Consider the following 26,135-nt stretch of genomic DNA (forward strand, 5'->3'; position numbering starts at 1 on the left):
GTGTTGCCCCCACCCCGGCCCTCCCCCGCTGCGCAGGGGAGGGAGATGATCGCGAAGCGGCGGCAGTCCCCTCCCCTGCGCAGCGGGGGAGGGTTAGGGTGGGGGCCTCACGCCCCCTGCGCGACGATGCGGTCGTAGGCCGGCAGGGTCAGGAACTCCACGAAATCGTCGCGCTCCACGAGGTCGCGGAGCATCACCGCGGCGTCCTCGTACAGGCCATGGTCGAAGGCGCGGTCGCCGACACGGGCCTTCCAGGCGGTCAGTTCCTCGGCGATGGTCTCGTCCACCAGCTCCATGGTCACCGGGCGACCGTCGTCCAGCGCGGCGCCGTGGTGGACCCACTGCCAGAGCTGGGTGCGGCTGATCTCCGCGGTGGCGGCGTCCTCCATCAGGTTGAACAGCGGCACGCAGCCGACGCCGCGCAGCCACGACTCCAGATAGCCGATGGCGACGGCCACGTTGTTGCGCAGGCCGCGCTCCGTCTTCGGCCCTTCCGGCACGGCCAGCAGGTCGGCGGCGGTCACGCTGACGTCGGCACGCTTGCGGTCGATCTGGTTGGGCTTGCGCATGTAGGCGTCGAAGACCTCCCGCGCGACGGGGACGAGGCCGGGATGGGCCACCCAGGTGCCGTCATGGCCGTTGGACACCTCCCGCTCCTTGTCGGCGCGGACCTTGGAGAAGGCCACCTCGTTGGCCGCGGGATCGTCCTTCACCGGGATGTAGGCGGCCATGCCGCCGATGGCCGGGGCGCCGCGGCGGTGGCAGGTCTTGACCGCCAGCAGGCTGTAGGATTGCAGGAAGGGCGTCGCCATCGTCACCTCCGCCCGGTCGGGCAGGACGGCGGCGGGGTCGTTGCGGAAGGTCTTGATGAAGCTGAAGATGTAGTCCCAGCGCCCGCAGTTCAGCCCGGCGGAATGGTCGCGCAGCTCGTAGAGGATCTCGTCCATCTCGAAGGCGGCCAGGATGGTCTCCACCAGGACGGTCGCCTTGATCGAGCCGTGCGGGATCTTGAGATAATCCTCGGCGACCGAGAACACCTCGTTCCACAGCCGGGCCTCGAAATGGCTCTCCAGCTTCGGCAGGTAGAAGTAGGGGCCGGAGCCGTGGGCCAGCAGTTCCTTCGCGTTGTGGAAGGCGTAGAGCGCGAAGTCGAACAGCGCGCCGGACACCGGTTCGCCGTCGAATCGGACGTGCTTCTCCGCCAGATGCCAGCCGCGGGGACGGACCGTCAGGACGGCGGTCTTGTCGTTCAGCCGGTACTTCTTGCCCGACGCCGGATCGTCGAAGGCGATGGTGCGGCGCACGGCGTCGCGCAGGTTGACCTGCCCGTCGATCAGGTTGGTCCAGGACGGGCAGCTCGAATCCTCGAAATCCGCCATGAAGACCTTCGCGCCGGAATTCAGCGCGTTGATGATCATCTTGCGGTCCACCGGCCCGGTGATCTCCACCCGGCGGTCGAGCAGGTCGTGCGGCAGCGGCGCGATGGCCCAGTCGGCCTCGCGGATGGCCCGGGTCTCCGGCAGGAAGTCCGGCTTGTGGCCCTGCTCGATCAGAGCCCGCCGCTTGGTCCGCACGTCGAGCAGACGCAACCGTTCCGACCCGAACCGTCCCTCCAGCTCCGCCAGGAAGGCCAGCGCCTCCGGTGTCAGGATCGTCTCGCCCCCCGGCGTGATCGGACCCAGGATCTCAAGCCCGGAGATGGTCGTGGCCATGCGGTTCCCCCTGTTCGTCGCCGGGGCGGCCCGGCGCGCCCGCGCCGGCCAACCCCATTGGGACAAGGGCTATACCACAGCGGGAGAAGCCGCCATAGCCGGATTGGTATCTTTTGAAAGGACCACCCCTTTTGCGCGCAACGCTATTGCGTGCGAACGGTCTTTCGCCGGGCGAGCGGGTGATGCTCGTGCACGACCTGTTTCAGCCGCTCCGACACCACGTGGGTGTAGATCTGGGTTGTGGCGATGTCGGCGTGGCCCAGCATCTTCTGGACCGAGCGCAGGTCCGCCCCGCGGTCGAGCAGATGCGTGGCGAAGGCGTGGCGAAGGACGTGGGGGCTGACCTTCTCCGGGTCGATGTTCGACTCGATGGCCAGCTCCTTCAGAAGCTGGGCGAACCGCTGGCGCGTCAGGTGCCCGTTGGTGGAGCTGCGCGACGGGAAGAGGAAGGCGATCGGCCCGTTCTCCCGCCCGGCCAGGATGAAGTGGCTCCGCCAGGGCAGATAGGCGCCCAGCGCGGCGGAAGCCGGTTCGGACAGCGGCACCATGCGCTCCTTCCCGCCCTTGCCGCGCACAATCAGGCCGCGCCCGTCGCGCAGGATGGCCGCCATCGGCAGGCCGACCAGCTCCGACACGCGCAGGCCGGTGGCGTAGAGCACCTCCAGCAGCGCGACCAGCCGCAGCCCTTCCGGCCCGCCGCGGGTCTGGGCGGAGTCGATCATGCGGGTGACCTCCTCCACCGTCAGGATCTTGGGCAGCGGGCGGCCCTGCTTCGGGCTGTCGAGCGCCGAAGCCGGATCGTCCACCCGCCGGCCTTCCGAGACCAGGAAGCGGTAGAACTGGCGCATCGCCGACAGGCGGCGGGCCAGCGTGCGCGGCGCCGGCTTCTGCCCGCCCTCCACATACTGGAAGGCGAGGTAGGCGCGCAGATCCTCCGTCACCGCCTTCTCCAGCGGCTGGCCGCGCTGGGCCAGCCAGAGGGCGAGGTCGGCGAGGTCGCGCTCGTAGGCCATGCGGGTGTTGAGCGCGGCGCCGCGCTCCGCCGTCAGCATGTCCAGGAAGGCGTCGACATGGGGCGAGGCCGCGATCGGGCGCGGCTTGCAGGGGCGCCCGCGCCGCTTCGGCTGGGCTTTCGGCAGGGGTGTTTTGGGCATGGGACTCATCCGGCCAGGGCCGCGGCGGCTTCACGGGCGATGGCGCGGGCGTCGCCGTCCAGCCCCACGGCGCGCAGGGCACCCACCACCCGCGCCACCACCGCGGGCGGCGTGCCCGCCGGCCCGGCGTTGCCGAGCAAAAGCAGGGCGGCCAGCGCCGTCTCGCCGACGCGCCGGTCGGCGGAGGCCTCGGCCAAGCGTTGCCACAGGGCGGGGTCGGCGGTGGGAGGACGGGCGGCATCCGCGGGCGTGGGCGCCGACTCCTCGGGGTCGGCGGTCCGGCGCCACGCCTCCTCCGGCACCGCGAGGCCCATCGCCTGGAGCAGGGCCAACTGCCCGGCGACGCGGGCGCGGGCCTCCGGATCGGCGCCGCGCAGCGATTCGTCCAGCCACCCGGCGAGGCCCAGCGCCCCGCCCCCCGGCGGCGGACCGAGCGCGATGACGGCGAGCGGCCACAGCCGCGCCACCTCCGCCGTGGGGCGGCTGCGCAGGGCGAGATCGTGCCAGCGCTTGCCCTTGTCGGCCCGGCCCAGCGCGAAGCAGAGCCGCGCCGCGGCGGGCGCCAGGGCGGCGGCGTCGGGAGTCGGCGACAGGGTGTCGAGCATGTCGGCCACCACTGCCCCCACCGGCCCGGCCAGCATCGGCGGGTCGAGAAGCTCCAGCGCCAGCCCGGCCAGCTCCACCCGCCACACGCCGCCCATGGCGGCGAGCATGGCCTGCTGCACCAGCGCGCGGGTGCGGGCCGTGCGGTCGCGCGCCGCGGCGTCCTTCAGCCGCAGCAGCTCGTCGCCCTTGGCCGGGGCGGCGCGGTACGCCTCCTCCAGCCGCCGGGAATCGAGGAACAGAGCGGTGGCGGCGCGCTCCGCCGCGGTCACGCGAGTCGCCGGGTCGGTGCCGCTGTTGGCCGCCACGGCGGCCAGCCGCGCCGGGTCGGTCAGGGACAGCACGTCAGGGGGCAGCGCGGCCTGGAGCGCCCGCAGGGCGGCCAGGGTCAGCGGGCTGGGGTCCTTCAGGCTGCGCGGCCGGACCGCCGGACCGCCGGCCATCGCTTCGGCCACCCGCAGGAAATCGGCATCGCCGCCCGGCTGCTCACGCAGCATGTCGAAGGCGAGGTCGTCGCCCGCCGGGGCGGCCCCGGTCTCGGTGGGCATTCCCCCGCCGATCCGTCCGGCGCGCAGGCGGCAGAACAGCTCCACCCGCTGCCAATAGGGGCCGGAGAAGGGCTTGGCGCGCTCCGTCGCGGCAGCGCAGTCCAGCGGGCCGGCGAGCAGCTCGGCGTCGGTCAGGGCGCGGGCGGCGGCCTCGTCGGCCGTCATCGCCTCGGGCAGCAGCGCGGCGAGGTCGGCGGCGCCGCGCGGGTCGCCCATGGCCGCCAGCTTCTCCACCCGCAGCGCGCCGAAGCGGCGCGCCGGTTCGGGCTCGCCGGGAGCGGCGGCGGGCGAGCCGCGGCTGAGCAGCAGGCGGCGCTGCAGCTCCTTCACGGCGGGCGACGGGGTGAGGGTGGGCAGTTCCGTCAGCAGGGCCAGCACCTCGGCGCGCGGGATGCCGCGCCAGGGGTCGTTGCCCAGCCCGGCGGCCCCCGCCAGGGGACCGGCGCCGTCGGGGTCGAGCGGTCCCAGCGTCTCCACCGCGATGGCCGAGGGCGGCACCACGATGGGCACCACGTCGAAGGACGGCGCACGGTCGGGCGCCGGAGCCAGGAGCGGCGTCAGCGACAGCGGCGCGGCGGACCGCCCCGGCGACGCCAGCGGATCGTCCAGCACCCGCCCGGCCCCTGGCTGGACGCCGGGGTCGGCCTCGGGCGCGGTCAGCCTGTCCGGCGGCGGAAACAGGCGGATCGGCGGCCCGGAGGGCACGGCCTGGGCCAGCGCGGGCGTTGCCGCGCCCGCCAGAGCGCCGCTCAAAACCAAGCCGAGAGAGACGACGGCAAACATGGAAATGGCGCCGGCACCGGCCCGTCCGCCCCGTGGCGGAGCGGCGAACCGGCGGCGGCGCCCATCGGCTTTCCCGACGGCGTCCCCGGCGTCAGCGGGGGAACCGCTCATCCGGGATGACCTTTTCCACCGTCTTGGACGGTGCCGGCATGTCCCAGGAGGCAAGGAAGGCCATGCCACCCCCGATGACGAAGAGGAACAGGACGAAAAGAACGGAAATAACCCGGCTCATGGCGATCGGAGTCGTGTTTCTGTGGAAGGAACGGCGGCGCTGTATCACGGTCTGCGTCCGTGCGGCTTGGGACAAGGGTGCGCTTTCATGCTAATCATCGCACACCGCCCGCACCGCTGGCCCGATGGCCGATGAACGCAGGACGTACCACTTTAGCCACGGGGGCGCCGCTGCGCAACATGCGGAGGCCCCTGCGACCGAATCGAACACCCGCCCTCCGGAACCGCATCAGGCCGGAACCGCATCAGGAAAGTCCACAGCACCATGACCGCCCGCCTTCCATCGCAGGGACAGCCGCCGGACCCGTCGAAGACCCTTCCCAAGACGGTGGTGCTGGTCGGCCTGATGGGCGCGGGCAAGAGCGCGATCGGCCGGCGGCTGGCCGCGCGGCTGCACCTGCCCTTCACCGACGCCGACACGGAGATCGAGACGGCGGCGGGCTGCTCCATCGCGGAAATCTTCGCCCGCGACGGCGAGGCGGTGTTCCGCTCGGTGGAGCGCCGGATCATCACCCGGCTGCTGACCGAACAGCCGGTGCACATCCTGGCGACCGGCGGCGGCGCCTTCATGGACCCGGAGACGCGCGCGGCCATCCGCGCCCACGGTGTGTCGATCTGGCTGCGCGCCGAGCTGGACGTGCTGCTCGCCCGCACGGCGCGGCGCACCCACCGCCCGCTGCTCAACGCCGGCGACCCGAAGGACATCCTGAGCCGGCTGATGACCGCCCGCTACCCCGTCTATGCCGAGGCCGAGCTGACGGTGATCAGCGACGAGCGCCCGCCGGAGGCGACCGTGGAGCAGGTGATCGAGGCGCTGGAGACCCATTTCGGCATCACCCTGCCCCACGCCTCGCACCACCACCATCACCGCCACCCGGCGCACCACCACCACGACAAGCCCTGATCCCGCCATGAGCTCCTCAGACATGCCCACCGCCACGGCCATCGACACCGTCCGCCTCGACCTCGGCCCGCGCAGCTACGACATCCTGGTCGGCGACCGGGTGCTCGACGGCGCCGGGCCGCGCATCGCCGCGATCACCGGGGGCAAGGCGCCCATCGTCGTCACCGACGAGAACGTCGCCCCGCGGCACCTGCCGACGCTGGAGCGCACGCTGCGCGCGGCCGGCGTCGAGCCGACCCAGGCCATCGTCCTGCCGGCGGGCGAGAAGACCAAGGACATCGCCCATTTCGAACGGCTGATGGACGCCGTCCTGGCGCGCGGGATCGAGCGGTCGGCGGTCCTGCTGGCGCTGGGCGGCGGGGTGATCGGCGACATCACCGGCTTCGCCGCCGCCTCGGCGTTGCGCGGCATCGACTTCATCCAGGTGCCGACCACGTTGCTGAGTCAGGTGGACAGCTCGGTCGGCGGCAAGACCGGCATCAACAGCCCGCACGGCAAGAACCTGATCGGCGCCTTCCACCAGCCGCGGCTGGTCATCGCCGACACCGCCACGCTGGACACCCTGCCGCGGCGCGAGGTGCTGGCCGGCTACGCCGAGGTGGTGAAGTACGGGCTGATCCGCCTGCCCGGCTTCTTCGCCTGGCTGGAGGAGCACGGCGAGCGGGTGGTCGCCGGCGACAGCGACGCCCGCCGCCACGCCGTGACGGAAAGCTGCCGGGCCAAGGCCGCCATCGTCGGGGTGGACGAGCGGGAGAGCGGCGACCGCGCCCTGCTGAACCTGGGGCACACCTTCGGCCACGCGCTGGAGGCGGCGACTGGCTTCGGCTCCCGCCTGCTGCACGGCGAGGCGGTGTCGATCGGCATGGTGCTGGCCTTCGACCTGTCGGTCCGGCTGGGGCTGTGCCCGGCGGCGGACGCCGAGAAGGCGCGCGCCCATCTGGCCCGCGTTGGCCTGCCGGTCCGCCCCACCGACGTGCCCGGCGTGGACTGGGACATCGATGGGCTCATCCTGTCGATGGCCAAGGACAAGAAGGTCAAGGACGGACGCATCACCTTCGTTCTGGTGCACGCCCTGGGCGACGCCTTCACGCAGCGCGACGTCGATCCGGCGGTGGTCCGGTCGCTACTGGAGGATGCCGTCGCCCGCTGATGCGGTGCACCATAATCCCTTGACCGTTGGGGCAACAAACTGTCAGAGTTCACGACAGTTCCGATTCGCGTCCAAGATGCGATGGAGCGCTGCCCCAGAAAAGGGAGAATGGACATGCCGAACCGCAAGCTCATCCCCGACGTCATCAAGGACCAGCAGTTGGTTTGCCTGCCGCCGGAGGCCAGCGTCCAGGACGCCGCCCTCCTGATGGCGGAGCGCCGCGTCGCCGCCCTTCTGGTCACGCAGGACCGGCCGAAGGGGGGCCGGTCCCTCAAGGGCATCTTCACCGAGCGCGACCTCGCGGCCCGCGTCGTCGCGGCGGGCCGTGACCCGGCGGCCACCCGGCTCGCCGAGGTGATGACCGCCTCCCCCGACACGCTGGGGCCGGACGCCCACGCCTACGAGGCGCTGGACCTGATGGAGCGCCACCACTACCGCCACCTCCCGGTCACCGCCGACGGCGAGTCGGACGGCACGGTGCTGGGGATCGTCTCCATCCGCGACCTGTTCGCCGTGGTCCGCGCCCATCTGGAGGACGAGATCCGCGACCGCGAGGCCTTCATCTTCGGGTCGCACTACTCCGCCAGCGCGCCCCCGTAAGCAGAGGACGCGTAATGCTGCAATGCGGTGAAGCCGGCTTGACCTGAACGCTGGCCCCACCGATATTCCCGGGTACGCCCCAACAATCAGGCCGTACGAACTAGGCCGAACGTCAGAGAGTCCCATGCCGCTGTCCGAACCCGCCGCACGCGAACCGATCCACACCCGGGAAGTCACCTGCCGGGGGTATCGGCGGACCGACGGCATGTGGGACGTCGAAGGCCATCTGACCGATGTGAAGAGCTACGGCTTTCACACCGAGCAGCGCGGCCAGATCCCGCCCGGCGACCCGGTGCACGGCATGTGGATCCGCCTGACGGTGGACAACGACCTGACCGTCCACGCGGTCGAGGCGGTGACGGAGAAGAGCCCCTACCGCACCTGCGGCTCCGTCACCCCCAATTTCCAGCGGCTGGTCGGGCTGAAGATCGGGCCGGGCTGGACCCGAGCGGTGAAGGAACGGCTGGGCGGCGTCCAGGGCTGCACGCATCTGGTGGAGCTGCTCGGGCCGGTCGCCACCACCGCCTTCCAGACCATCTACCCCATCCTGGCGCGCGAACAGGCCGAGAAGGCCCGGGCCGCGGGCGGCGGCGAGGCGGGGGGCAGCAAGGAGGACATGCTGCGCACCAAGCGCCCGGTGCTGCTCAACACCTGCCACATCTTCGACAGCAACGGCGAGGTCGTGCGGAAGAACTGGCCCGACCACTACACCGGCGACCGCCCGCGCGACGCCGCGGACTGACGCGTCGGCAGACCCGTCCACCGGGACGCCCCCTCGGGGGCAATCACCCTGGGACAAAAAAGGGGCGCGCCCGATGGACGCGCCCCTTTTCTTGCCTCGAATCGGGCTGTTCAAACCGTCACGCGTCCAGCGCGGACCGCAAAGTCTCGCTGGGCCCGATCGGCTTCGCCGCGGGCGGCAGAGCGGACGCCGTGGTTCCGGCCCCGCTCTCCGAATGGTCCAGCTCGTCCAGCGGCGGCAGGTCGAAGGGCGTGCCGACGAAGGGATCGCCGCCGCCATGCCCGGCCTTGACGTGGCCGTCCTCGGTGCAGGCCCGGCGGAAATAGGCCGCGATGAAGACGCGGACCGCCGAGGTCAGGGTGACCTCCGCGTTGTCCCCACCGGGGCCGCGCCGCCGGATCTGCTCGTCCAGCCGGTCCTTGATCAGCGTGCAGAGGCCGTTGACCGTCAGGCCCTCGCGGCGGGCGATGTCCTCCAGAGCGTCCCACATGGTCGGCTCCAGACGCATGCTCGTGCGGCGCCCGGCAATCATGATGTTCATGCTCTTCAGCGGTTCCACACACGCGTTGGGATTGACTGTTAACCGCTTCTTCGGCCCGCGCTTCGCCATACGCCGCCCTCTCCACGAACCCGCCGGACGACGCGCGAAAAGTGCATCGCCCACGGCGCATTGATTGGTTGCATGCGCTGCACTCTACTAAATACAGCGAGAATTGCAACCACGGCAGCACTCCAATTATGTTTGAAGACTGAAAAGAACCTCTAGTAGTTGCATGCGTATGTATGCATTTGCAGGTGGCGCTTTTCCCTTGCTGCACGGGCAGCGGGCGGGCGTTCTTGTCGGCGTTGCTGTCAGCGGGCCTCTTCGGGGGTCAGCGTGGTCAGGCCGAGGGCGTGAACGCGCTCCGCCATTTCTTGGGCCAGCAGGCCATAGACCAACCGCTGACGCTCCACGCGCGACTTCCCGGCGAAGGCGGCGGAGACGATGGTGACGTGGAAATGCGTCTCGCCTTCCGGGTGGGCGCCGCCGTGGCCGGCGTGACGGCCGGAATCGTCCTGGATGTCGAGCCGCTCGGGAGCCAGCGCGTCGGTCAGCTTCCGGCGCATGCGGGTGGCGTATTCCATGGGGGTCCTCGCTCGGTTTGGGCCAGTGGTCCTGGCAGGGTCGGGTTTGGGATTGAGGTGACGGCGCGGCGCCGCTTCCGTCAAGACGCCAGTGCCGCAGACCGGCCATTTTCCGCAGGTCGGCACCGCCCCCTTGCGTGCGCTTGCCAGAAAGGATGCCTCTTCCCATACTTCGCACATGAGCAAGCCACGCACCCGCTACGACTTCAGCCGCTATGACCAGCCGCGCACCGCCGTGCGCGCCTGCGATCATCCGGGCTGTGCCGGCGAGGGCGCGTACCGGGCGCCGAAGAGCCGCCGGCAGCTCAACGACTACTACTGGTTCTGCCTGGACCATGTGCGCGAATACAACCGCGCCTGGGACTATTACGCCGGCATGAAGCCCGAGCAGATCGAGGCCGAGGTCCGCCGCGACACCACGTGGCAGAGGCCGAGCTGGCCGCTCGGCTTCTGGGGTGTGCAGGAGAAGTTCCTGCGCGACCGGGCGATGCACGGCTTCAGCTTCGAGTTCGGGCGCGAGGCCGGAAAGGACCAGTCCGAGGAGAGCAAGCAGCGCCGCCAGGCCGCCCGCAACGCGGAGGAGGAGGCGCTGGTCGTGCTCGACCTCGCCCCGCCGGTGGATTTCCCGCGCATCAAGGCGCGCTACCGCGAGCTGGTGAAAATCCACCATCCCGACGCCAACGGCGGGGACAAGGCGGCCGAAGAAAAGTTGAAGGAGATCAATCAGGCCTACAACACGCTGAAAGCCTGCTATGGTGCGTAACCCCGACGGTTGGCCGGACCAGATTGGCCGGGCGGCCCCGACAACAGACACGTTGGAACGATAAGAACCTCCCATGCCTTCTCAAGGAGCCACCCAGGCCAGCTCGGCCCTGTTCGATCACGTTCCCGACATCACCCTGTCGGTGCGTCAAGTGTTCGGCATCGACAGCGACATGCAGGTGCCGGCCTTCAGCCAGCGCACGGAGCATGTGCCGGACATCGACGAAGCCTACCGCTTCGACCGCGACACGACGCTCGCGATCCTGGCTGGCTTCGCCTACAACCGCCGCGTCATGGTCCAGGGCTATCATGGGACCGGCAAGTCCACCCACATCGAACAGGTGGCCGCGCGCCTGAACTGGCCCTGCATCCGCATCAACCTGGACAGCCACATCAGCCGCATCGACCTGATGGGCAAGGACGCCATCGTCCTGCGCGACGGCGTCCAGGTGACGGAGTACCGCGAAGGCATCCTGCCCTGGGCGCTCCAGCACGCCTGCGCGCTGGTCTTCGACGAGTATGACGCGGGCCGTCCCGACGTGATGTTCGTGATCCAGCGCGTGCTGGAGGTGGAAGGCAAGCTGACGCTGCTCGACCAGAACCGCGTCATCCGCCCGCACCCGGCCTTCCGCCTGTTCGCCACGGCGAACACCGTCGGCCTGGGCGACACCACCGGCCTCTACCACGGCACGCAGCAGATCAACCAGGGTCAGATGGACCGCTGGAACATCGTGGCGACGCTGAACTACCTGCCGGTGGACGCCGAGGTGAAGATCGTCGCCTCCAAGGTGCCGGAGTACGACAGCGAGGCCGGCCGCAAGACCGTGGCGTCGATGGTGCGCCTGGCCGACCTGACCCGCGCCGGCTTCATCAACGGCGACATCTCCACCGTGATGAGCCCGCGCACGGTCATCACCTGGGCGCAGAACGCCAACATCTTCAACGACATCGCCTTCGCGTTCCGGATCACCTTCCTGAACAAGTGCGACGAGGTGGAGCGGCCGACCGTCGCCGAATACTACCAGCGCTGCTTCGGCACCGAACTGCCGGAGACGGGGGTTCAGGCCAACCTGGTGTGACGGGGGGCGCCCCGTCCCCCGGGACCACAGCCTCCCCGGCAACAGGACAACACGGATTTCACGGATCTGGGCACGGATTTCACGGATGAGGGTCACTCTCGACCGCGACCTGGACGCCTTGACCGAGCGCATCATTGGAGCCGCCTTCGAGGTCTTCAACACGCTCGGCCAGGGGTTCGTCGAGGCCGTCTACAAGAAGGCCCTTCTCTGTGAACTTCGCGAGCGCGGCCTGGATGCGGAACAGGAGGTTCCCTTCCAGATCGGCTACAAGGGCTCGAACGTCGGCACCTACTTCGCCGACATCGTGGTGACGCGCCGCGTTATCGTCGAGCTGAAGGTCGCCGACGCGCTGGCGCAGCCGCACAAACGGCAGGTCATCAATTATCTTCGCGCCAGCGGATTGCCGGTCGGCCTGTTGTTCAATTTCGGCGGCTCCAGCCTCACCTTCTCCCGTGTCCTGCCGTAACCGGGGAACATCCGTGAAATCCGTGCCTCGTCCGTGAAATCCGTGTCAATCTTGTCCGACGATCGCCGGACGCAGACCCAAGACAGCCCGCCATGACCGACCGTGAAAACCCCGTCGAGGCCTTCAAGCGCTCCACCGCCGCCGCGGTGCGGGCCCTCTCCCGCCGGGCCGACGTGCAGGTGGGCTTCTCCACCGAGCCGCCCGGCGTCGCCGGCCTGCGCGTGCGCATCCCCACCCCGGCGCGCGACCTGAACCCGCACGACGTCGCGACGCTGCGCGGCGCCGCGGACGCCGTGTCGCTGCGGCTGCGCTTCCACGACAACGCCGTCCATCTCCAGCGCATGCCGCTGGGCGACAGCGCCCGCGCCGCCTACGACGCGCTGGAGCAGGCCCGCTGCGAGGCGCTGGGCGCCAGCCACATGCCCGGCGTTGCCGCGAACCTGGAAGCGGCGCTGGACGAGCGCTACCACAAGCAGGGCTTCGAGCGGCTGGAGGAGCGCGAGCAAGTCCCCCTGCCCGAGGTGCTGCGCCTGATTGCCCGCGAGGCGATGACCGGCGCCGCCCCGCCCCCCGCCGCCGAACACGCGGTCAGCCTGTGGCGCGGCTGGATCGAGGAGCGGCTGGGCAAGGACCTGCACGGGCTCGCCGGCCACATGGCCGACCAGGACGCCTACGCCCGCGCCGTGCGCAAGCTGCTGACCGAGCTGGACATGGAGGTCGGCAACGACCCCGACGAGCCGCAGGAGCCGGAGGAGGACGAGCGCGACTCCGGCGAGAACGAGAACGAGCCGAACAAGGGCCAGACCCAGGGTGAAGACGACACCCAGAGCCAGGCCGAATCGATGACCTCGCAGGAGACGCAGGAGTCCGACCAGGGCGAGCAGGCCGAGGAGGGCACCGGCGAGGAGGGCGACACCGAGATGGGCCAGGGCGAGGGGGCGGAGGAGCCCGCCGGCCCCGGCCAGCCCTGGCGCCCCGAAGCGCGCGGCCGCAACGAGCCCGACCCCAACGCCTACAAGCCCTTCACCACCCAGTTCGACGAGGTGGTCGACGCCGCGGAGCTGTGCGACCCGGAGGAGCTGGCCCGGCTGCGCCACATGCTGGACCAGCAGCTGGTCCATCTCCAGGGGGTGATCTCCAAGCTGGCCAACCGCCTGCAGCGCCGCCTCCTGGCCAAGCAGCAGCGGTCCTGGGAGTTCGACCTGGACGACGGCATCCTCGACGCCGCCCGTCTCGCCCGCATCGTGGTGAACCCGGTCCTCCCCCTCTCCTTCAAGAAGGAGAAGGAGATGGACTTCCGCGACACGGTGGTGTCGCTGCTGATCGACAACTCCGGCTCGATGCGCGGGCGGCCGATCTCCATCGCCGCGATGAGCGCCGACATCCTCGCCCGCACGCTGGAGCGCTGCGCGGTCAAGGTGGAGGTGCTGGGCTTCACCACCCGCGCCTGGAAGGGCGGACAGGCGCGCGAGCACTGGATCGCCTCGGGCAAGCCCGCCAACCCCGGCCGCCTGAACGACCTGCGCCACATCATCTACAAGGACGCCGACCAGCCCTGGCGCCGCGCCCGCAAGAACCTCGGCCTGATGCTGCGCGAAGGCATCCTGAAGGAGAACATCGACGGCGAGGCGCTGATGTGGGCCCACAACCGCCTGATCGGCCGGTCCGAACAGCGGCGCATTCTGATGGTGATCTCCGACGGCGCGCCGGTGGACGATTCGACCCTGTCGGTCAACGCCGGCAACTATCTGGAGCGGCATCTGCGGCAGGTGATCGAGTACATCGAGACCCGCTCGCCGGTGGAGCTGGTGGCCATCGGCATCGGCCACGACGTGACCCGCTACTACCGCCGCGCCGTCACCATCGTGGACGCCGAGCAGCTGGGCGGCACCATGATGAACAAGCTGGCCGAGCTGTTCGACGAGGACGACCGCCGGGGCCGCAACGGCTGGCGCTGAGGTCGACAACAGGTCCGGAAACGACAACAGCACAAACGACAACGGCGCGGATCACTCCGCGCCGTTTTTTCATGCATGCCGTCCGGTTCGTCCGGTCACTGCAGGCTGCGCTGCATCTCTTCGAAATTGCGCGAGAAGCCGTTCAGCGGGAAGTCGATGTCGCGCTTGCCGGCGCGCAGGAAGTTGACGCGGACCAGCACCGTGGAACCGTTGCGGAACTGGTCGACCACGCGGCCCGACACGAAGTTCGGGAACATGCACATGTTGAGCGTGGCGATCTGCGTCTCGATGCGCGGCTGACGGTCGACGCGGATGGCGCAGTTGTCGATCATGCCCTGGCTGGTCGTCAGGAACAGGTGATAGTCGTTGCCGGTCGGGATGACGCTCAGCGCCACGAAGCCGACCTCCTTGCCGTCGTCGAACAGCCGGTAGTTCATCAGCCGGCAGACCTTGGTGTCGGTCATCCGGTCGATCTCGCAGCGGCTGGTCCAGGCGCCTTCCGGGCCGTACTCGGCGGCGGACTTGGAGAAGTCGACGGCGGAGGCCGGCGTGGCGGCCAGCGCGGACAGCAGCGCCGCACCAAAAGCGAAGAGACCTGTCCAACGCATCCTGACGCTCCCCATCTGTCGTCCCGTTCGGCCGCTCGCACTCCCGCCCGACGGCGGGCATCGCGAACGGATTATAGGCATACCCCAAAGACGAACAAGCCTTTACACCTTTGGTTGGCGTCTTAGTCCGCGATGATCGTTCCGCTCCGCATCCTTTTTGAATATTGAGAATGGTTATCGTTCCCGCTTGACACCCCGGCCCCCGAATGGTCAAGTCGGCTCATGAGAACGCTTCGCAATTGCGGGCGTGAACCGACAAGAATTCGGGAGTCACTGAGGATGCACATCGGATCGCGCGGCGTGTTTGCCGCCACCTTCGCCGCCACGCTGCTGACCATGACCGGTCTCGCCAGCGCCGCCGAGGTGAACATCTACTCCGCGCGCCATTACGATGTGGACAAGGACCTCTACGACGCCTTCACCAAGAAGACCGGCATCAAGATCAACGTCATCGAGGGCAAGGAAGAAGAGCTGATCGAGCGGATGAAGACCGAAGGCGGCAACAGCCCCGCCGACGTGTTCATCACCGTCGACGCCGGCCGCCTGTGGCGCGCCCAGGAGGCCGGTCTGCTCCAGCCGACCCGCTCCAAGGTCATGGAGGAGGCCATCCCGGCCCACCTGCGCGAGCCGGAGGGCCATTGGTTCGGCATCTCCAAGCGCGCCCGCATCCTGGTCTACAACAAGGCCTCGGTGAAGCCGGACGAGATCAAGACCTACGAGGAGCTGGCCGACCCGAAGTGGAAGGACCGCGTCCTCGTCCGCTCCTCGACCAGCGTCTACAACCAGTCGCTCGTCGGCTCGCTGCTCGCCGCCCACGGCGAGAAGGCGACCGAGGAGTGGGCCAAGGGCGTCGTCGCCAACATGGCGCGCAAGCCGCAGGGCGGCGACACCGACCAGATCAAGGGCGTGGCCGCCAACGAAGGCGACGTGGCCGTGACCAACACCTACTACTTCGCCCGCATCGCCTCTTCCACCAAGCCGGAGGACAAGGCCATCGCGGACAAGCTGGGCGTGATCTTCCCCAACCAGGACGACCGCGGCACCCACGTGAACGTCTCCGGCGCCGGCGTCATGAAGAACGCGCCGAACAAGGAGCAGGCCGTCCAGTTCCTGGAGTATCTGGTCAGCCCCGAGGCCCAGAAGATGTTCACGGAAAAGAACTACGAGTACCCGATCGTCGCCGGGGCCGAGACCGCGCCGGTGCTGGTGACCTGGGGCAAGTTCAAGGAAGACCCGCTGAACGCCGCCGTCTACGGCAAGAACAACGCCGAGGCTCTGAAGATCATGGATCGCGCCGGCTGGAAGTAAGCCACCGTCCGGCGTAGCGAAGGGGCGCGTCCCAGCGGTGGAGACGCGCCCTTTTTGTTTGTGAATTTAGAACTTGCCCTCTTCGTAGTCGCGGTAGGCCTGCATCACCTCCTCGCGGCTGTTCATGACGAAGGGGCCGCCCCAGGCCACCGGCTCGCCGAGCGGCCGGCCGGAGAGCAGCAGGAAGCGCGCCCCGGACGGGCCGGCGGTGATCTCCGCCCGGTCGCCCTCGCCCAGCACCAGCACCCGCGGCCCGCCCAGCCGGACGGAGCTGCCGGGCGCCACCACCGATCCTTCGAAGACCACCAGCGCCGCCGCGTGACCGGCGGGCACCGGCTCGGAGAAGGCGGCACCCGCGGGCAGGCTGACGTCGAAATAGCGCGCCTCGGTCGGGCCGCTGCGGACCGGGCCGGCGGTGCCGTTGCCGGTGGTGCCGGCGATCACCGTCACCGTGGTCCCGTCCTCGCGCGTCTCGACCGGGATGCGGTCGGCGGCGAACTCCTGATAGGCGGGGTCCGACATCTTCAGCCGCGCCGGCAGGTTGATCCAGAGCTGGAAGCCCTTCATCAACCCTTCGGTCTGCTCCGGCATCTCGGAATGGATCACGCCGCGCCCCGCGGTCATCCACTGCACGCCGCCGGTCTCGATCACGCCCTCATGGCCGTGGTTGTCCCAGTGGCGCATGCGGCCGGCCAGCATGTATGTGACCGTCTCGAAACCGCGGTGCGGGTGGTCGGGGAAACCGGCCAGATAGTCCTGCGGCGTGTCGGACCCGAAATAGTCCAGCATCAGGAAGGGGTCGAGCATGCGCAGGCGCGGCGTGCCGACCATGCGGGTCATGCGCACGCCGGCCCCGTCGGACGCTTCCATGCCTTCGACGGCGGTCAGGACGGGACGGACGGTTTCGGCGGTCATCGGACGCTCTCCTCAGGCAACATCGCTGAGAGAGAGGTATTCTTTCCGGACCGCCGGATAAAGCCCCAGCGCCGCTCAACACTGTTGCGGCGGGGGCAACAGCCTCACTCGTCGGTCTGGCCGGGGCGGGAGCGGCTGATGGACAGGCTGAGCAGGATCACCGGCACGATGCCGACCGCGACGATGGCCAGCGCCCCGGTGGCGGCCTCGGTCAGCCGCTCGTCGGAGGCCAGCGTGTAGACGCGCACGGCCAGCGTGTCGAAGTTGAAGGGCCGCACGATCATCGTCGCCGGCAACTCCTTCATCACGTCCACGAAGACCAGCAGGCCGGCGGTCAGCAGGCTGCCCCACATGATCGGCGCGTGCACCCGGATCAGCGTCCGCCCCGCCGTGTGGCCGAGCACGCGCGAGGCGAAGTCCATCGTCGGGCGGATCTTCCCCAGGCTGGCCTCGATCGTGTTGAAGGACACCGCCAGGAAGCGCACCAGATAGGCGAACAGCACCGCCGCGATGGTGCCGCTCAGCAGCAGGCCGGTGGACACGCCGAAGGTCTGGCGCATGAAGGCGTCGACGGCGTTGTCGAGATGGGCGAAGGGAATCAGCACGCCGACCGCGATCACCGAGCCGGGAATGGCGTAGCCCATGGCGGCGACGCGCACCGCGCCCTTGAGCAGCGGCGTCGGGCGCAGCCGCTGCCCGTAGGCCAGGACCAGCGCCAGCGACACCGCCAGCACCGCGGCCAGCGCCGCCAGTGTGAAGCTGTTGCGGGCCAGCGTCAGGAACACCGGCCCGAAGGCCTGATCCCCGGCGGTGACCGCCATGCGAACCAGCAGACCGGCGGGCAGCAGGAAGCCGAGCAGCAGCGGCAGCCCGCAGGCCGTCATGGCGGCGATGGCGCGCCAGCCCTTCAGCTCATGCTTGGGCAGGCGGCGGTAGCGGGTGGTGGTGTGGTGGTAGCGGGCCTGACGGCGCGACCAGCGCTCCATCAGCACCAGAACCAGGACGAACATCATCAGCACGGCGGCCAGCTGCGCCGCCGCCACCGGCTGCCCCATGGCGAACCACGTCCGGTAGATGCCGGTGACGAAGGTGTTTACGGCGAAATACTGCACGGTGCCGAAATCGGCCAGCACCTCCATCAGCACCAGCGCCAGACCGGCGACGATGCTGGGGCGGGCCAGAGGCAGCGCCACCGTGAAGAAGCTGCGCCACGGCCCGCGGCCGAGCGTGCGGCTGACCTCCAGCACGCAGACAGACTGTTCGAGAAAGGCGGCGCGCGACAGCAGATAGACGTACGGGTAGAGCACCAGCGTCATCATCAACGCCGCGCCTTCGAGCGTACGGATGTCCGGAAACCAGTAATCCCGGCGCGACCAGTGGAAAACCTCGCGCAGCGCGGTCTGCACCGGGCCGACGAACTGGAGCAGGTCGGTGTAGACGTAGGCCATGACGTAGGCTGGCACCGCCATCGGCAGCAGCAGCGCCCATTCCAGCGTGCGGCTGCCGGGGAACCGGCACATGGTGACCAGCCAGGCGGTGCCCACCCCGATGACCAGCGTGCCCACCCCCACCCCGAAGACGAGGCGCACGGTGTTCAGCAGATACTCCGCCAGCACCGTGTCGACCAGATGCTGCCACACCCCGTCCGTCGGCACGAAGACGCGGCTGATCACCGCCAGCACCGGCAGGGTGACCAGCGCCGCGATCACCAGCGTCGCCAGCGTCCAACCGCTGAAACCGATGCGTTGCCAGAGGGAGGAATGGAAGCCGGCGGCCTGAACCGGGCCGCCCGGTGTCGGGCCGGGGGTTTGAAAGGTGTCCGTCGTCAAGGCCGGTTGCGCCCATAGGGATGTGTCGAACGGGAGCCCTATGGTCTCACACTGTGCGAATAACTCGCAATGACAACATGCCGCATCCCTTTCCCCTGATGGTATGACAGGGATGCGGCCACTGTTTGTGGTTACTTGGTGCCGAACATGCGGTCGCCCGCGTCGCCCAGGCCGGGGACGATGTAGGCGTTCTCGTCGAGATGGCTGTCGAGCGAGGCGGTGAAGACCTTCACCCGCGGGTGGGCGGCGGCGAAAACGCGCATGCCCTCGGGCGCCGCGACCAGCGCCATGAAGCGGATGTTCTCGTCGTCCACGCCGTGGCGGTTGAGCACGTCGCAGGCGTGGACCGCGGAATTGCCGGTCGCCAGCATCGGGTCCACCACGATGAACAGGCGGCCCTCCGCCTCCGGCAGCTTCACCAGATACTCGTGCGGCATCTTGGTGTCGTGGTCGCGGTAGAGGCCGATGTGCCCCTCGCGCGCCGACGGCACCAGCTCGTGCAGGCCCTGGGCCATGCCGAGGCCGGCGCGCAGCACCGGCACGATGGCCAGCTTCTTGCCGGCGATGACCGGCGCGTCCATGGGCTGGAGCGGCGTGTCGATCCGCTCGGTCGTCAGGGGCAGGTCGCGGGTGATCTCATAGCCCATCAGCAGCGAAATCTCGCGCAGCAGGGTGCGGAAACCGCCGGTGGAGCGTTCCTTGGCCCGCATCAGCGTCAGCTTGTGCTGGATCAGCGGGTGGTCGAGGATGAACAGATTGGGAAATTCGGTGTGGGTGCGCATGGATCTCGTGCCGCGGCCTGTCTAGACCCCGATCCTAACCCGGCGGACCCGCTTCGGCCAAGCCGCCCTTAAGCGATCCCGCCGGATGCACCGCTCGGGAGATGAAAATCAGCGGCGGTTGGGAAGCGCCGCCCGCCCCGACACAACCTCCGGCTGATCGACCCCGTAGCGGACCACCCGGTTGCGCCCGCTGTTCTTCGCCTGATAAAGGGCGCGGTCGGCGTGGACCACCATCTCCTCCACCGGCAGATCCTCACCGGCCTCGACCAGCCCGAAGGAGGCGGTGACCGCGATCCGCCGCCCGTCCGGCAGCGTCACCGGTGTCCGCGCCAACTCGCCGCGCAGCCGCTCGATGACCCGGAAGCCCTCGGCGATGCCGGTTTCCTTCAGGCAGATCAGGAACTCCTCGCCGCCCATGCGGAAGGCCTCGTCGAAGCTGCGGATGCCCCGGCTGATGGCGGCGGCGGTGGCGGCCAGGACGCGGTCGCCGATGTCGTGGCCGTAGGTGTCGTTGATGCCCTTGAAGCGGTCGATGTCGCAGATGGCGACGCAGAAGGCAGGGCCGTTGCGGCGGAAACGGTTGTGCTCGCGCTCCAGCGCCTCCTGCATGCCGCGGCGGGTGCGCAGGCCGGTCAGCGGGTCCAGCCCGCTCGCCGCCGCCCCGAAGGCGCGCTCGACCCGGCGCAGATGCAGGACGAACTCCTCGAAGCGGGCGATCACCCCCTCGTAATCGGCCTCGCTGGGGCTCTCGCCGCCGGCCGCCTTCAGCAGAAGCAGCTTGGCCTTGCGGTGCATCTGCTCGTGCAGGGTGACCAGCTTCTCCACGGCGGGCTGGTGGGCCAGATCGTCGGCGTTGACCGCCACGCACCACGCCGCGAAGGAGGCCGGCGCCGACACCCGCTCGCCCCCCTGTCCACCGCGGAAGAAGACCGCGCGGTGCCATTGCCCGATCCAGCGCAGATGCTCGTCGAGGACGAGGCCGAGGCTGTCGGATGGCGAGCGTGTGTCGGACGAGTTGGTCATCGGGCTTGCACGGCTTCCCTTCGGACACATCCACCGGTCGCGGCCCATGGATGCCAACAGTATCGCACGAAGTCATACCCCGGGTCCGCAACCCGGTCGTGCGATTAAGTTGTGCCCGTCCGCCAAAAGGGAAAGCCCCGCGGCACCATCAAATTTTATTCAAATGCCTCACCGCGACGCGGCGTCACAACCCGGCCACGCTGTCGAGGAAGCGGCGGATCAGCTCCGGGTCCTTGTGGCCGGGACGGTCCTCCACCCCCGACGACACGTCGAGTGCTGTGGCGCCGGTGGTTCGCACGGCTTCCGCCGCGTTCTCCGGCTTCAGCCCGCCGGACAGCATCCAGGGCTTCGGCCAGCTCCGCCCGGCGAGCAGCGTCCAGTCGAAGGCGATGCCGTTGCCGCCCGGCAGGGCCGACACCTTGGCCGGCGGCTTGGCGTCGAACAGCAAACGGTCGGCGACCTCGGCGGCCTCCAGCGCGGCGGCCAGATCCTCGGGCCCGCCGACCTTGATCGCCTTCATCACCGGGATGTTGAAGGCCGCCTTCACCTCGGCGATGCGGCGCGGCGTCTCCTTGCCGTGGAGCTGGATCAGATCGAAGGGGACCTGACTGACCACATGCTCCAGGAAGTCGTTCTCCGGATCGACGAACAGCCCGACCGTGCGCACGCCCGTCGGGACCAGCCGGGCCAGCTCCGCCGCCATGGAGGGTGCGATGGAGCGGGGGCTCGGCGGGTAGAAGACGAAGCCGACGTAGCGCGCCCCGCCGGCCACGGCGGCGTGCAGCGACAGGGGCTCGGTGAGGCCGCAGATCTTGACGCTGACGGGCATGGGGGCGGGTCCTTACAGTTCCGAAACGATGCGGCGGGCGGCGGCTTCCGGATCGGCGTCGCCGGTGATCGGGCGGCCGATGACCAGATGGTCCGCCCCGGCGGCCAGCGCCTCGGCGGGGGTCATGACGCGCTTCTGGTCGTTGGCGGCGGCCCAGGCGGGGCGGATGCCCGGCACCATCAGGATGAAGTCCGGCCCGCAGGCCTCGCGGATCAGCGCCACCTCGGCGGGGGAGCAGACGACGCCGTCCACCCCCGACTCCTTGGCGAGCAGCGCCAGCCGCTTCACCTGATCGGCCACCGGGACGCTCTGCCCGACGGCCTGGAGGTCGGCGGCGTCCATGCTGGTCAGCACGGTGACGGCGAGGATCTTCGGACGGTTGGCACCCGCGCTGGCCGCGGCGTCCGCCGCCGCGCGCATCATCGCCGGGCCGCCGGAGGTGTGGATGGTCAGGAAGGCGGGCTTCAGCGGCAGCGCCGCCCGGATGCCGCCCGCCACCGTGTTGGGGATGTCGTGCAGCTTCAGGTCGAGGAACAGCGGCGGGCCATTCTCGCCAATCACCGAACGAATGCCCGCCGGACCATGGGCGATGAAGAACTCCAGCCCCAGCTTGATCCCGCCAACCACCCCAGCGATCCGCCGGCCGAGGTCGCGGGCGGTGTCGAGGTCGGTCGTGTCGACGGCGCAGAAGATGCGCGAGGCGGGCGCGATGCTGGGCGTGCTCATGGAAAAACGGCTCTCCGAACCCTGGAAGGTGGTGATGGCGCGCAGCCTAACAAGGGCGGGCGGCAATCACCAGACTTCCGGGGCCGGAGAGGGGGAAGTTGCGCCCGATGCCCTCTCCCGCCCCGGGAGAGGGAGGGCCCCACGCGCCAGCGTGGGAGGGTGAGGGTGCGGCCAAAGAATCAGCGCGGGATCCTCGTCCGTACCCTCACCCGCCCGCTTCCGCGGGCACCCTCTCCCGGGACGGGAGAGGGATTGAACGCGTCAGTCGCGGTTCACGTCGACGCGCCCGGTCGGAGTCGCCGCTGGGGTAACCGTCGGCGTGGCCGCCGGAGCGCCCGCCGCCGGGTTGGCGCCCTGCGTGTTGACGCCCTGTGTATTGACGTCGCGCAGCGAGGCCGCGGCGGCGCGGCGGCGCTCCTCGGCGACCTGGGCGCTGTCGTAATCGGCGGCGGCGGCGTCATAGCCGCTCCAGCCGGCCTCGCGGTAGCCCTGCGCCCGGCCGGGGATGTTCACCGAGCCGTGGCGCTGCATGACGGCCAGCGCGGAATCGCACATCGACTCCTCGACCCGGCCGACCAGCAGGACACCGCCGCGGCGCACGCCCTCGGCGAAGACGTCAGCGTCCTCCCGCGTCACGCCGATGCCGGTCAGCATGGAGACGCGGCGGTCGCGGGCGTCGAAATTCGGGTCCTCCCCGAAATCGGCAGCGTGGCGCCAGCTTTCCAGCCGGTTCTCGGTGGCCAGACTGGCCGAGGAGCCCAGCTTCGCGCTGTCGGCGCCCATCATGGTGAAATCCTGCCGCAGATTGGCGGCTTCGAGTTCGCTCAGCGCGCGTTCGGCGCCGGACAGGTCGTCATACAGCGCGACAATGGTCTTCTTGTTCATGAACCCGCTCCTGTGCTGGTCCGATCCGGACGCGGTCCGGACTCAGAGGAAGAAATAGAGGAGGGCGAGGATCACCAGCACGACCAGCGCGATGATCCACCAGTTCATGGAGCCGGCCGCACCGCCCGTGGCCGTCCGGTTGCCGTCCGTGTCATAGACACCCACTTTGCGAGGTTCGTCGGCCATGGATGCGTCACTCCCTGTCGGTAAGGCTTCAGCCAACACAGGCTGATTGCCCTCTCAACAGGGGTGGAGCCGCACCGTTCCGCCGGTTCCGGGAGGGCGCTCAGTGCCCGGCGGCCCAGTCCGTCAGTGCGGACGCCCGCGCCGGATCGCTGATGGCGCCCGCCAGCGCCTCGCCCAGTGCCGGGGCGAACTTGAAGCCATGGCCGGAGCAGGCGCTCATCAGCCAGCAGCGGGCGGACAGCGGCTCGACCACGAAGCGCTCGTCGTCGGTCACCGTGTAGAAGCAGGTCGCCGCGTTGGCGAGGCTGTAGCGGTGCCCGTCCGCCAGCACGCGGCGGGCGCGGTCCAGCACGTCGCGCGCCTCGTCCGGATCGGGGTCGCGCTCGGTGTCCGGGTCGCCGAGGCGCGAGAAGCGGTGGTCGCCCGCCTTCATCGTCGTGCCGGCCACCGGGGGAACGACGTAGACTCCGCTCTCCCCGTCCGCGTCGATCAGCATCGGCGCCTTGGCCCACACACCGCGCAGCCCCTCCGGCGGCATCAGATAGGCCACGACCTGCCGCGACGGGGTCAGGCGCGCCGCCGTCTCCGGCAGCAGCTTGGTCACCCAGGCCCCGGCGGCGACCACCAGCGCGTCGGCGCCGATGGTCCGGCGGTCGGCGAGCGTCACGGTGGCCCGCTCCGCGTCGATGGCCGTCACGGGGGCACGCGCGTGGACCGTCACCCCCAGCGCGTTCAGATGGTGGCTGAGCAGTTCCACGATGCGCCCGGCGAGCAGCACGCCGCCCGACTCCAGATGCAGCCCCTCCGCCACGGCGTTGGCGTCGACGAGCGGGAACTCCGCGGCGATCTGCGCCGGGGTCAGGCGGCGGAAGGGATGGCCCAGCGACTCCAGAACCGCGACGCTGTCGGCCAGCCAGCGCCGCCCGTCCTCCGCCGAGGCGGTGCAGAGCGTGCCGCTGGGGATGAGCAGCCGCTCGCCCAGGTCGGTCCACAGCCGCTCCCACGCATGGAAGGCGGTGTCGGCCATGCGGGCGTAGCCGGCGCTGGCGCCGTAGGCGTGGCGGAACAGCCGGTGCTGGTCGACGGAGCTGCCGAAGGGGTTGGGCACCTGGCCCTGGTCGAAGACCGCGACCTCGTGCCCGGCGCGGGCCAGCGCCCAGGCGGTGCACAGCCCCATGATGCCGGCGCCGACGACGGTGATGCGGAGAGTCATGATGGAAAAACGCCTCAGCGGATCGTGTCGTTGTGGATCACCATCTCCACCGCCAGCTGGGCCGCGCAGAGGTCTTCCAGCGCGGTGCCGACCGACTTGAACAGGGTGATCTGGTCGTAGAAGCGGCGCCCGGCGCGCTGGCCGCGGGTGAGATCGTAGAGGTCGCCGGCGATGTCCGCGTCGGTCAGGATGCCGGCCTTCATCGGCTGAACGATGTCCCCCGCCTCCTTGCAAGCCCCCTCGCGGGTGTCCACGAAGACGCGGGAGCGGCGGATGCAGTCGTCGTCCGCCTCGCGCATCTCCGGGGTGAAGCCGCCGACGAGGTCGAGATGCGCGCCCGGCTGAAGCCACTCGCCGCGGATCAACGGTTCCTTCGCCAGCGTGGCGCAGGAGATCACCTGGGCGCCGCGCACCGCCCCTTCCAGGTCGGCCGTGGCCTCGATGCGAAATTTCGGGCGGTGGAAGCGGCTGGCCACCTTCTTCGCCTTCTCCAGGCTGCGGCCCCAGACCAACACATGCTTGATCGGCAGGACGGTGGCGAAGGCCTCGATCAGCTCGGGCGCCAGCGCCCCGGTGCCGACCATCAGCAGCCGCTCCGAGTCGGGCCGCGCAAGGTAGGAGGCGGCGAGCGCGGAGGCCGCCGCGGTGCGCCGCTTGGTGAGCGCGGTGCCGTCCAGAACCGCCTGGGGCATCCCCGTCTTGCCGTCCATCAGCAGGTAAAGACCCTGCACCGCCGGCAGGTCCTTCGCCCCGTTGTCGGGGAAGACGGTGACCACCTTGACGCCGATCGACTGGTTGACCTGCCACGCCGGCATCAGCAGCAGCGTGCCGTCGCTCTGGCCGTAGGTCTCGACCGTGTGGTGGTGCCGCATCGGCACCTCGACCCCGGCGCGGAAGGTCTGCCGCATGCGCTCGATCAGCATGCGGAAGTGCAGGACGGACTTCAGCTCGGCTCCGGTGACGGTGCGCATCGGCGGCTCCCTCCACAGGTCCGGCAAAGCGGAACCCCCTCCCGCCCCCCGGCCGGACGGGAGGCCGAAGGGGTTACCGGCGGGCGGTCAGTGGACCGTGGTCGCCGGCAGGGCGGCGCCGGACCCGGTCACCGCGGGCAGGCCGGCGGTGCCGGACAGCGGGCGGTTCATCTCGGCCAGACGCTTCTCCGCGGCGGCGGCGCGGGCCTGCGTCTCCTTCAGCTCGCGCTCCAGATAGGAGACGCGGTCGGAGGAGCGGCGGGCGCGGCGGCGGTAGCGGCGCTGGGCGTTCCAGGCGACGACGCCGCCGGCCAGGAAGCCGATCACCAGCGCCACCAGCGTGGCGAGGTAGACCGGAACCTCCAGCGTGAAGGGCAGCGGCCAGAGCGACAGCGTGACCAGGCCACGGTTGGAAATGGCAAACAGCACCGCGGCCAGCGCGATGGGAACGGCGATGATGAGGGCGATGAAACGCACGGGTGTGGTCCTCGTATCCATGATCGGGGGCCGGGGCGGGGCCGGGTCCGGGCCGACGACTCAGCGACGGGCTGTCAATGAACGGACATCATTCGTCGGTGTTCAAGCGCTCGCGCAACTGTTTTCCGGTCTTGAAGAACGGAATCGCCTTTTCACCCACCTCGACCGCTTCGCCGGTGCGCGGGTTCCGGCCGGTGCGGGCGTCGCGGCGCTTGACGGAGAAGGCGCCGAACCCGCGCAGCTCCACCCGGTCCCCACGGGCGAGCGCTTCGGAGATCTCGTCGAAGATGGTGCCGACGATCTTTTCGATGTCGCGCTGGTACAGATGCGGATTGCGCTCCGCGAGCCGTTGAATCAGCTCTGATTTGGTCATGGCGATTCCGTTTCCCCCGGTTCGAGCGCCCTTGCACCGCGCTCCTTGACCTGCGCGCAAGCGTGCCACCGGGTCCGATGACCGTCAAGCTAAGCCTTTCTGGCGGAACCCTTTTCCCGGCAACGCTCCGGCTTGCCCGACGGCCGCCCGGAAAAAGGCCCGAAATGTGATTAATCCGTCTTACGGATTGCCT

General features: G+C 69.7%; 28 protein-coding genes. 9 read left to right on the top strand and 19 right to left on the bottom strand.

What is annotated here, in order from left to right:
* Nucleotides 1-107: 107 nt before the first annotated feature.
* The 4 genes from aceB to ACWPN5_RS16000 form a co-directional block, all read right to left on the bottom strand.
* Nucleotides 108-1,712, bottom strand: a complete 1,605-nt coding sequence (gene aceB / locus ACWPN5_RS15985) for a malate synthase A (protein ID WP_200476974.1) — start codon at nucleotides 1,710-1,712, stop codon at nucleotides 108-110.
* Between the two features lie 143 nt (nucleotides 1,713-1,855).
* Nucleotides 1,856-2,875 (bottom strand): site-specific tyrosine recombinase XerD, encoded by a 1,020-nt coding sequence (gene xerD / locus ACWPN5_RS15990; RefSeq protein WP_145681305.1) that lies wholly within the window; start codon nucleotides 2,873-2,875, stop codon nucleotides 1,856-1,858.
* Complete coding sequence (locus ACWPN5_RS15995) at nucleotides 2,872-4,911, bottom strand: hypothetical protein (RefSeq protein WP_492296252.1); 2,040 nt, start codon at nucleotides 4,909-4,911, stop codon at nucleotides 2,872-2,874. The genes xerD and ACWPN5_RS15995 overlap by 4 nt, the downstream gene beginning before the upstream one ends.
* Nucleotides 4,892-5,080, bottom strand: coding sequence for a hypothetical protein (locus tag ACWPN5_RS16000; protein WP_103039827.1), 189 nt, complete (start codon nucleotides 5,078-5,080; stop codon nucleotides 4,892-4,894). The genes ACWPN5_RS15995 and ACWPN5_RS16000 overlap by 20 nt, the downstream gene beginning before the upstream one ends.
* Before the next feature lie 216 nt (nucleotides 5,081-5,296).
* On the opposite strand from ACWPN5_RS16000, the gene ACWPN5_RS16005 reads away from it, so the two are divergent.
* The 4 genes from ACWPN5_RS16005 (at nucleotide 5,297) to ACWPN5_RS16020 (ending at nucleotide 8,427) form a co-directional block, all read left to right on the top strand.
* Entirely contained in the window at nucleotides 5,297-5,935 is a 639-nt protein-coding gene (locus ACWPN5_RS16005; RefSeq protein WP_145681303.1) for a shikimate kinase, read from the top strand.
* Between the two features lie 22 nt (nucleotides 5,936-5,957).
* On the top strand, nucleotides 5,958-7,085 hold the full coding sequence (aroB, locus tag ACWPN5_RS16010; protein ID WP_492296254.1) for a 3-dehydroquinate synthase: 1,128 nt from the start codon (nucleotides 5,958-5,960) through the stop codon (nucleotides 7,083-7,085).
* 114 nt (nucleotides 7,086-7,199) lie between these two features.
* Entirely contained in the window at nucleotides 7,200-7,685 is a 486-nt protein-coding gene (locus ACWPN5_RS16015; RefSeq protein WP_145681302.1) for a CBS domain-containing protein, read from the top strand.
* Between the two features lie 124 nt (nucleotides 7,686-7,809).
* Nucleotides 7,810-8,427 (top strand): DUF2889 domain-containing protein, encoded by a 618-nt coding sequence (locus ACWPN5_RS16020; protein WP_145681301.1) that lies wholly within the window; start codon nucleotides 7,810-7,812, stop codon nucleotides 8,425-8,427.
* 118 nt (nucleotides 8,428-8,545) lie between these two features.
* Here the strand turns inward: ACWPN5_RS16020 and ACWPN5_RS16025 are convergent, their stop codons facing one another.
* Both ACWPN5_RS16025 and ACWPN5_RS16030 read right to left on the bottom strand, forming a co-directional pair.
* Nucleotides 8,546-8,968 carry a ribbon-helix-helix domain-containing protein gene (locus tag ACWPN5_RS16025; RefSeq protein ID WP_247888144.1) on the bottom strand — a complete coding sequence of 141 codons (423 nt, stop codon included), beginning with the start codon at nucleotides 8,966-8,968 and terminating at the stop codon, nucleotides 8,546-8,548.
* 311 nt (nucleotides 8,969-9,279) lie between these two features.
* Nucleotides 9,280-9,552 (bottom strand): BolA family protein, encoded by a 273-nt coding sequence (locus ACWPN5_RS16030; RefSeq protein WP_014239259.1) that lies wholly within the window; start codon nucleotides 9,550-9,552, stop codon nucleotides 9,280-9,282.
* Between the two features lie 178 nt (nucleotides 9,553-9,730).
* Here ACWPN5_RS16030 and ACWPN5_RS16035 point away from each other — a divergent pair, with 178 nt between their 5' ends.
* The 4 genes from ACWPN5_RS16035 to cobT all read left to right on the top strand — a co-directional run bounded on the left by ACWPN5_RS16035 (nucleotide 9,731) and on the right by cobT (nucleotide 13,817).
* Nucleotides 9,731-10,315 carry a J domain-containing protein gene (locus ACWPN5_RS16035; protein WP_035671119.1) on the top strand — a complete coding sequence of 195 codons (585 nt, stop codon included), beginning with the start codon at nucleotides 9,731-9,733 and terminating at the stop codon, nucleotides 10,313-10,315.
* Nucleotides 10,316-10,388: 73 nt separating this feature from the next.
* The gene (cobS, locus tag ACWPN5_RS16040; protein ID WP_014239256.1) at nucleotides 10,389-11,393 is read left to right on the top strand and encodes a cobaltochelatase subunit CobS; all 1,005 of its coding nucleotides are present in this window, start codon (nucleotides 10,389-10,391) and stop codon (nucleotides 11,391-11,393) included.
* 85 nt (nucleotides 11,394-11,478) lie between these two features.
* Entirely contained in the window at nucleotides 11,479-11,859 is a 381-nt protein-coding gene (locus ACWPN5_RS16045; protein ID WP_492296257.1) for a GxxExxY protein, read from the top strand.
* Between the two features lie 92 nt (nucleotides 11,860-11,951).
* Nucleotides 11,952-13,817 (top strand): cobaltochelatase subunit CobT, encoded by a 1,866-nt coding sequence (gene cobT / locus ACWPN5_RS16050; protein WP_145681297.1) that lies wholly within the window; start codon nucleotides 11,952-11,954, stop codon nucleotides 13,815-13,817.
* 95 nt (nucleotides 13,818-13,912) lie between these two features.
* On the opposite strand, the gene ACWPN5_RS16055 is transcribed toward cobT, so the two are convergent.
* The gene (locus ACWPN5_RS16055; protein WP_094301712.1) at nucleotides 13,913-14,425 is read right to left on the bottom strand and encodes an invasion associated locus B family protein; all 513 of its coding nucleotides are present in this window, start codon (nucleotides 14,423-14,425) and stop codon (nucleotides 13,913-13,915) included.
* A gap of 279 nt (nucleotides 14,426-14,704) precedes the next feature.
* Here ACWPN5_RS16055 and ACWPN5_RS16060 point away from each other — a divergent pair, with 279 nt between their 5' ends.
* Complete coding sequence (locus ACWPN5_RS16060) at nucleotides 14,705-15,733, top strand: Fe(3+) ABC transporter substrate-binding protein (protein ID WP_492296260.1); 1,029 nt, start codon at nucleotides 14,705-14,707, stop codon at nucleotides 15,731-15,733.
* Nucleotides 15,734-15,799: 66 nt separating this feature from the next.
* Here ACWPN5_RS16060 and ACWPN5_RS16065 read toward each other — a convergent pair whose 3' ends face one another.
* The 12 genes from ACWPN5_RS16065 to ihfB form a co-directional block, all read right to left on the bottom strand.
* Nucleotides 15,800-16,648 (bottom strand): pirin family protein, encoded by an 849-nt coding sequence (locus ACWPN5_RS16065; protein ID WP_145681294.1) that lies wholly within the window; start codon nucleotides 16,646-16,648, stop codon nucleotides 15,800-15,802.
* Nucleotides 16,649-16,752: 104 nt separating this feature from the next.
* Complete coding sequence (locus tag ACWPN5_RS16070; protein WP_492296261.1) at nucleotides 16,753-18,477, bottom strand: ABC transporter permease; 1,725 nt, start codon at nucleotides 18,475-18,477, stop codon at nucleotides 16,753-16,755.
* 131 nt (nucleotides 18,478-18,608) lie between these two features.
* Entirely contained in the window at nucleotides 18,609-19,259 is a 651-nt protein-coding gene (gene upp, locus ACWPN5_RS16075) for a uracil phosphoribosyltransferase (protein ID WP_014239248.1), read from the bottom strand.
* 108 nt (nucleotides 19,260-19,367) lie between these two features.
* Nucleotides 19,368-20,282, bottom strand: coding sequence for a diguanylate cyclase (locus tag ACWPN5_RS16080; RefSeq protein ID WP_145681292.1), 915 nt, complete (start codon nucleotides 20,280-20,282; stop codon nucleotides 19,368-19,370).
* 184 nt (nucleotides 20,283-20,466) lie between these two features.
* Entirely contained in the window at nucleotides 20,467-21,111 is a 645-nt protein-coding gene (locus tag ACWPN5_RS16085; protein WP_109138558.1) for a phosphoribosylanthranilate isomerase, read from the bottom strand.
* Between the two features lie 12 nt (nucleotides 21,112-21,123).
* Nucleotides 21,124-21,837 (bottom strand): orotidine-5'-phosphate decarboxylase, encoded by a 714-nt coding sequence (gene pyrF / locus ACWPN5_RS16090; protein WP_145681291.1) that lies wholly within the window; start codon nucleotides 21,835-21,837, stop codon nucleotides 21,124-21,126.
* A 261-nt stretch (nucleotides 21,838-22,098) separates the two neighbouring features.
* A complete protein-coding gene (locus tag ACWPN5_RS16095) occupies nucleotides 22,099-22,722 on the bottom strand; it encodes a hypothetical protein (protein ID WP_145681290.1) in 624 nt (207 codons plus the stop codon).
* A 42-nt stretch (nucleotides 22,723-22,764) separates the two neighbouring features.
* Nucleotides 22,765-22,908: a hypothetical protein gene (locus ACWPN5_RS16100; RefSeq protein WP_492296264.1), complete on the bottom strand. Its 144-nt coding sequence runs from the start codon at nucleotides 22,906-22,908 to the stop codon at nucleotides 22,765-22,767.
* 100 nt (nucleotides 22,909-23,008) lie between these two features.
* Nucleotides 23,009-24,121: an NAD(P)/FAD-dependent oxidoreductase gene (locus tag ACWPN5_RS16105; protein WP_492296266.1), complete on the bottom strand. Its 1,113-nt coding sequence runs from the start codon at nucleotides 24,119-24,121 to the stop codon at nucleotides 23,009-23,011.
* Nucleotides 24,122-24,135: 14 nt separating this feature from the next.
* Nucleotides 24,136-25,092, bottom strand: coding sequence for a bifunctional Delta(1)-pyrroline-2-carboxylate/Delta(1)-piperideine-2-carboxylate reductase (lhpI, locus tag ACWPN5_RS16110; RefSeq protein ID WP_014239241.1), 957 nt, complete (start codon nucleotides 25,090-25,092; stop codon nucleotides 24,136-24,138).
* Between the two features lie 87 nt (nucleotides 25,093-25,179).
* Nucleotides 25,180-25,569, bottom strand: a complete 390-nt coding sequence (locus tag ACWPN5_RS16115) for a lipopolysaccharide assembly protein LapA domain-containing protein (RefSeq protein ID WP_035671079.1) — start codon at nucleotides 25,567-25,569, stop codon at nucleotides 25,180-25,182.
* 88 nt (nucleotides 25,570-25,657) lie between these two features.
* Nucleotides 25,658-25,942, bottom strand: a complete 285-nt coding sequence (ihfB, locus tag ACWPN5_RS16120; RefSeq protein WP_014239239.1) for an integration host factor subunit beta — start codon at nucleotides 25,940-25,942, stop codon at nucleotides 25,658-25,660.
* Between the last annotated feature and the right edge of the window lie 193 nt (nucleotides 25,943-26,135).

Source organism: Azospirillum sp. UENF 211521 (genome assembly GCF_058780535.1).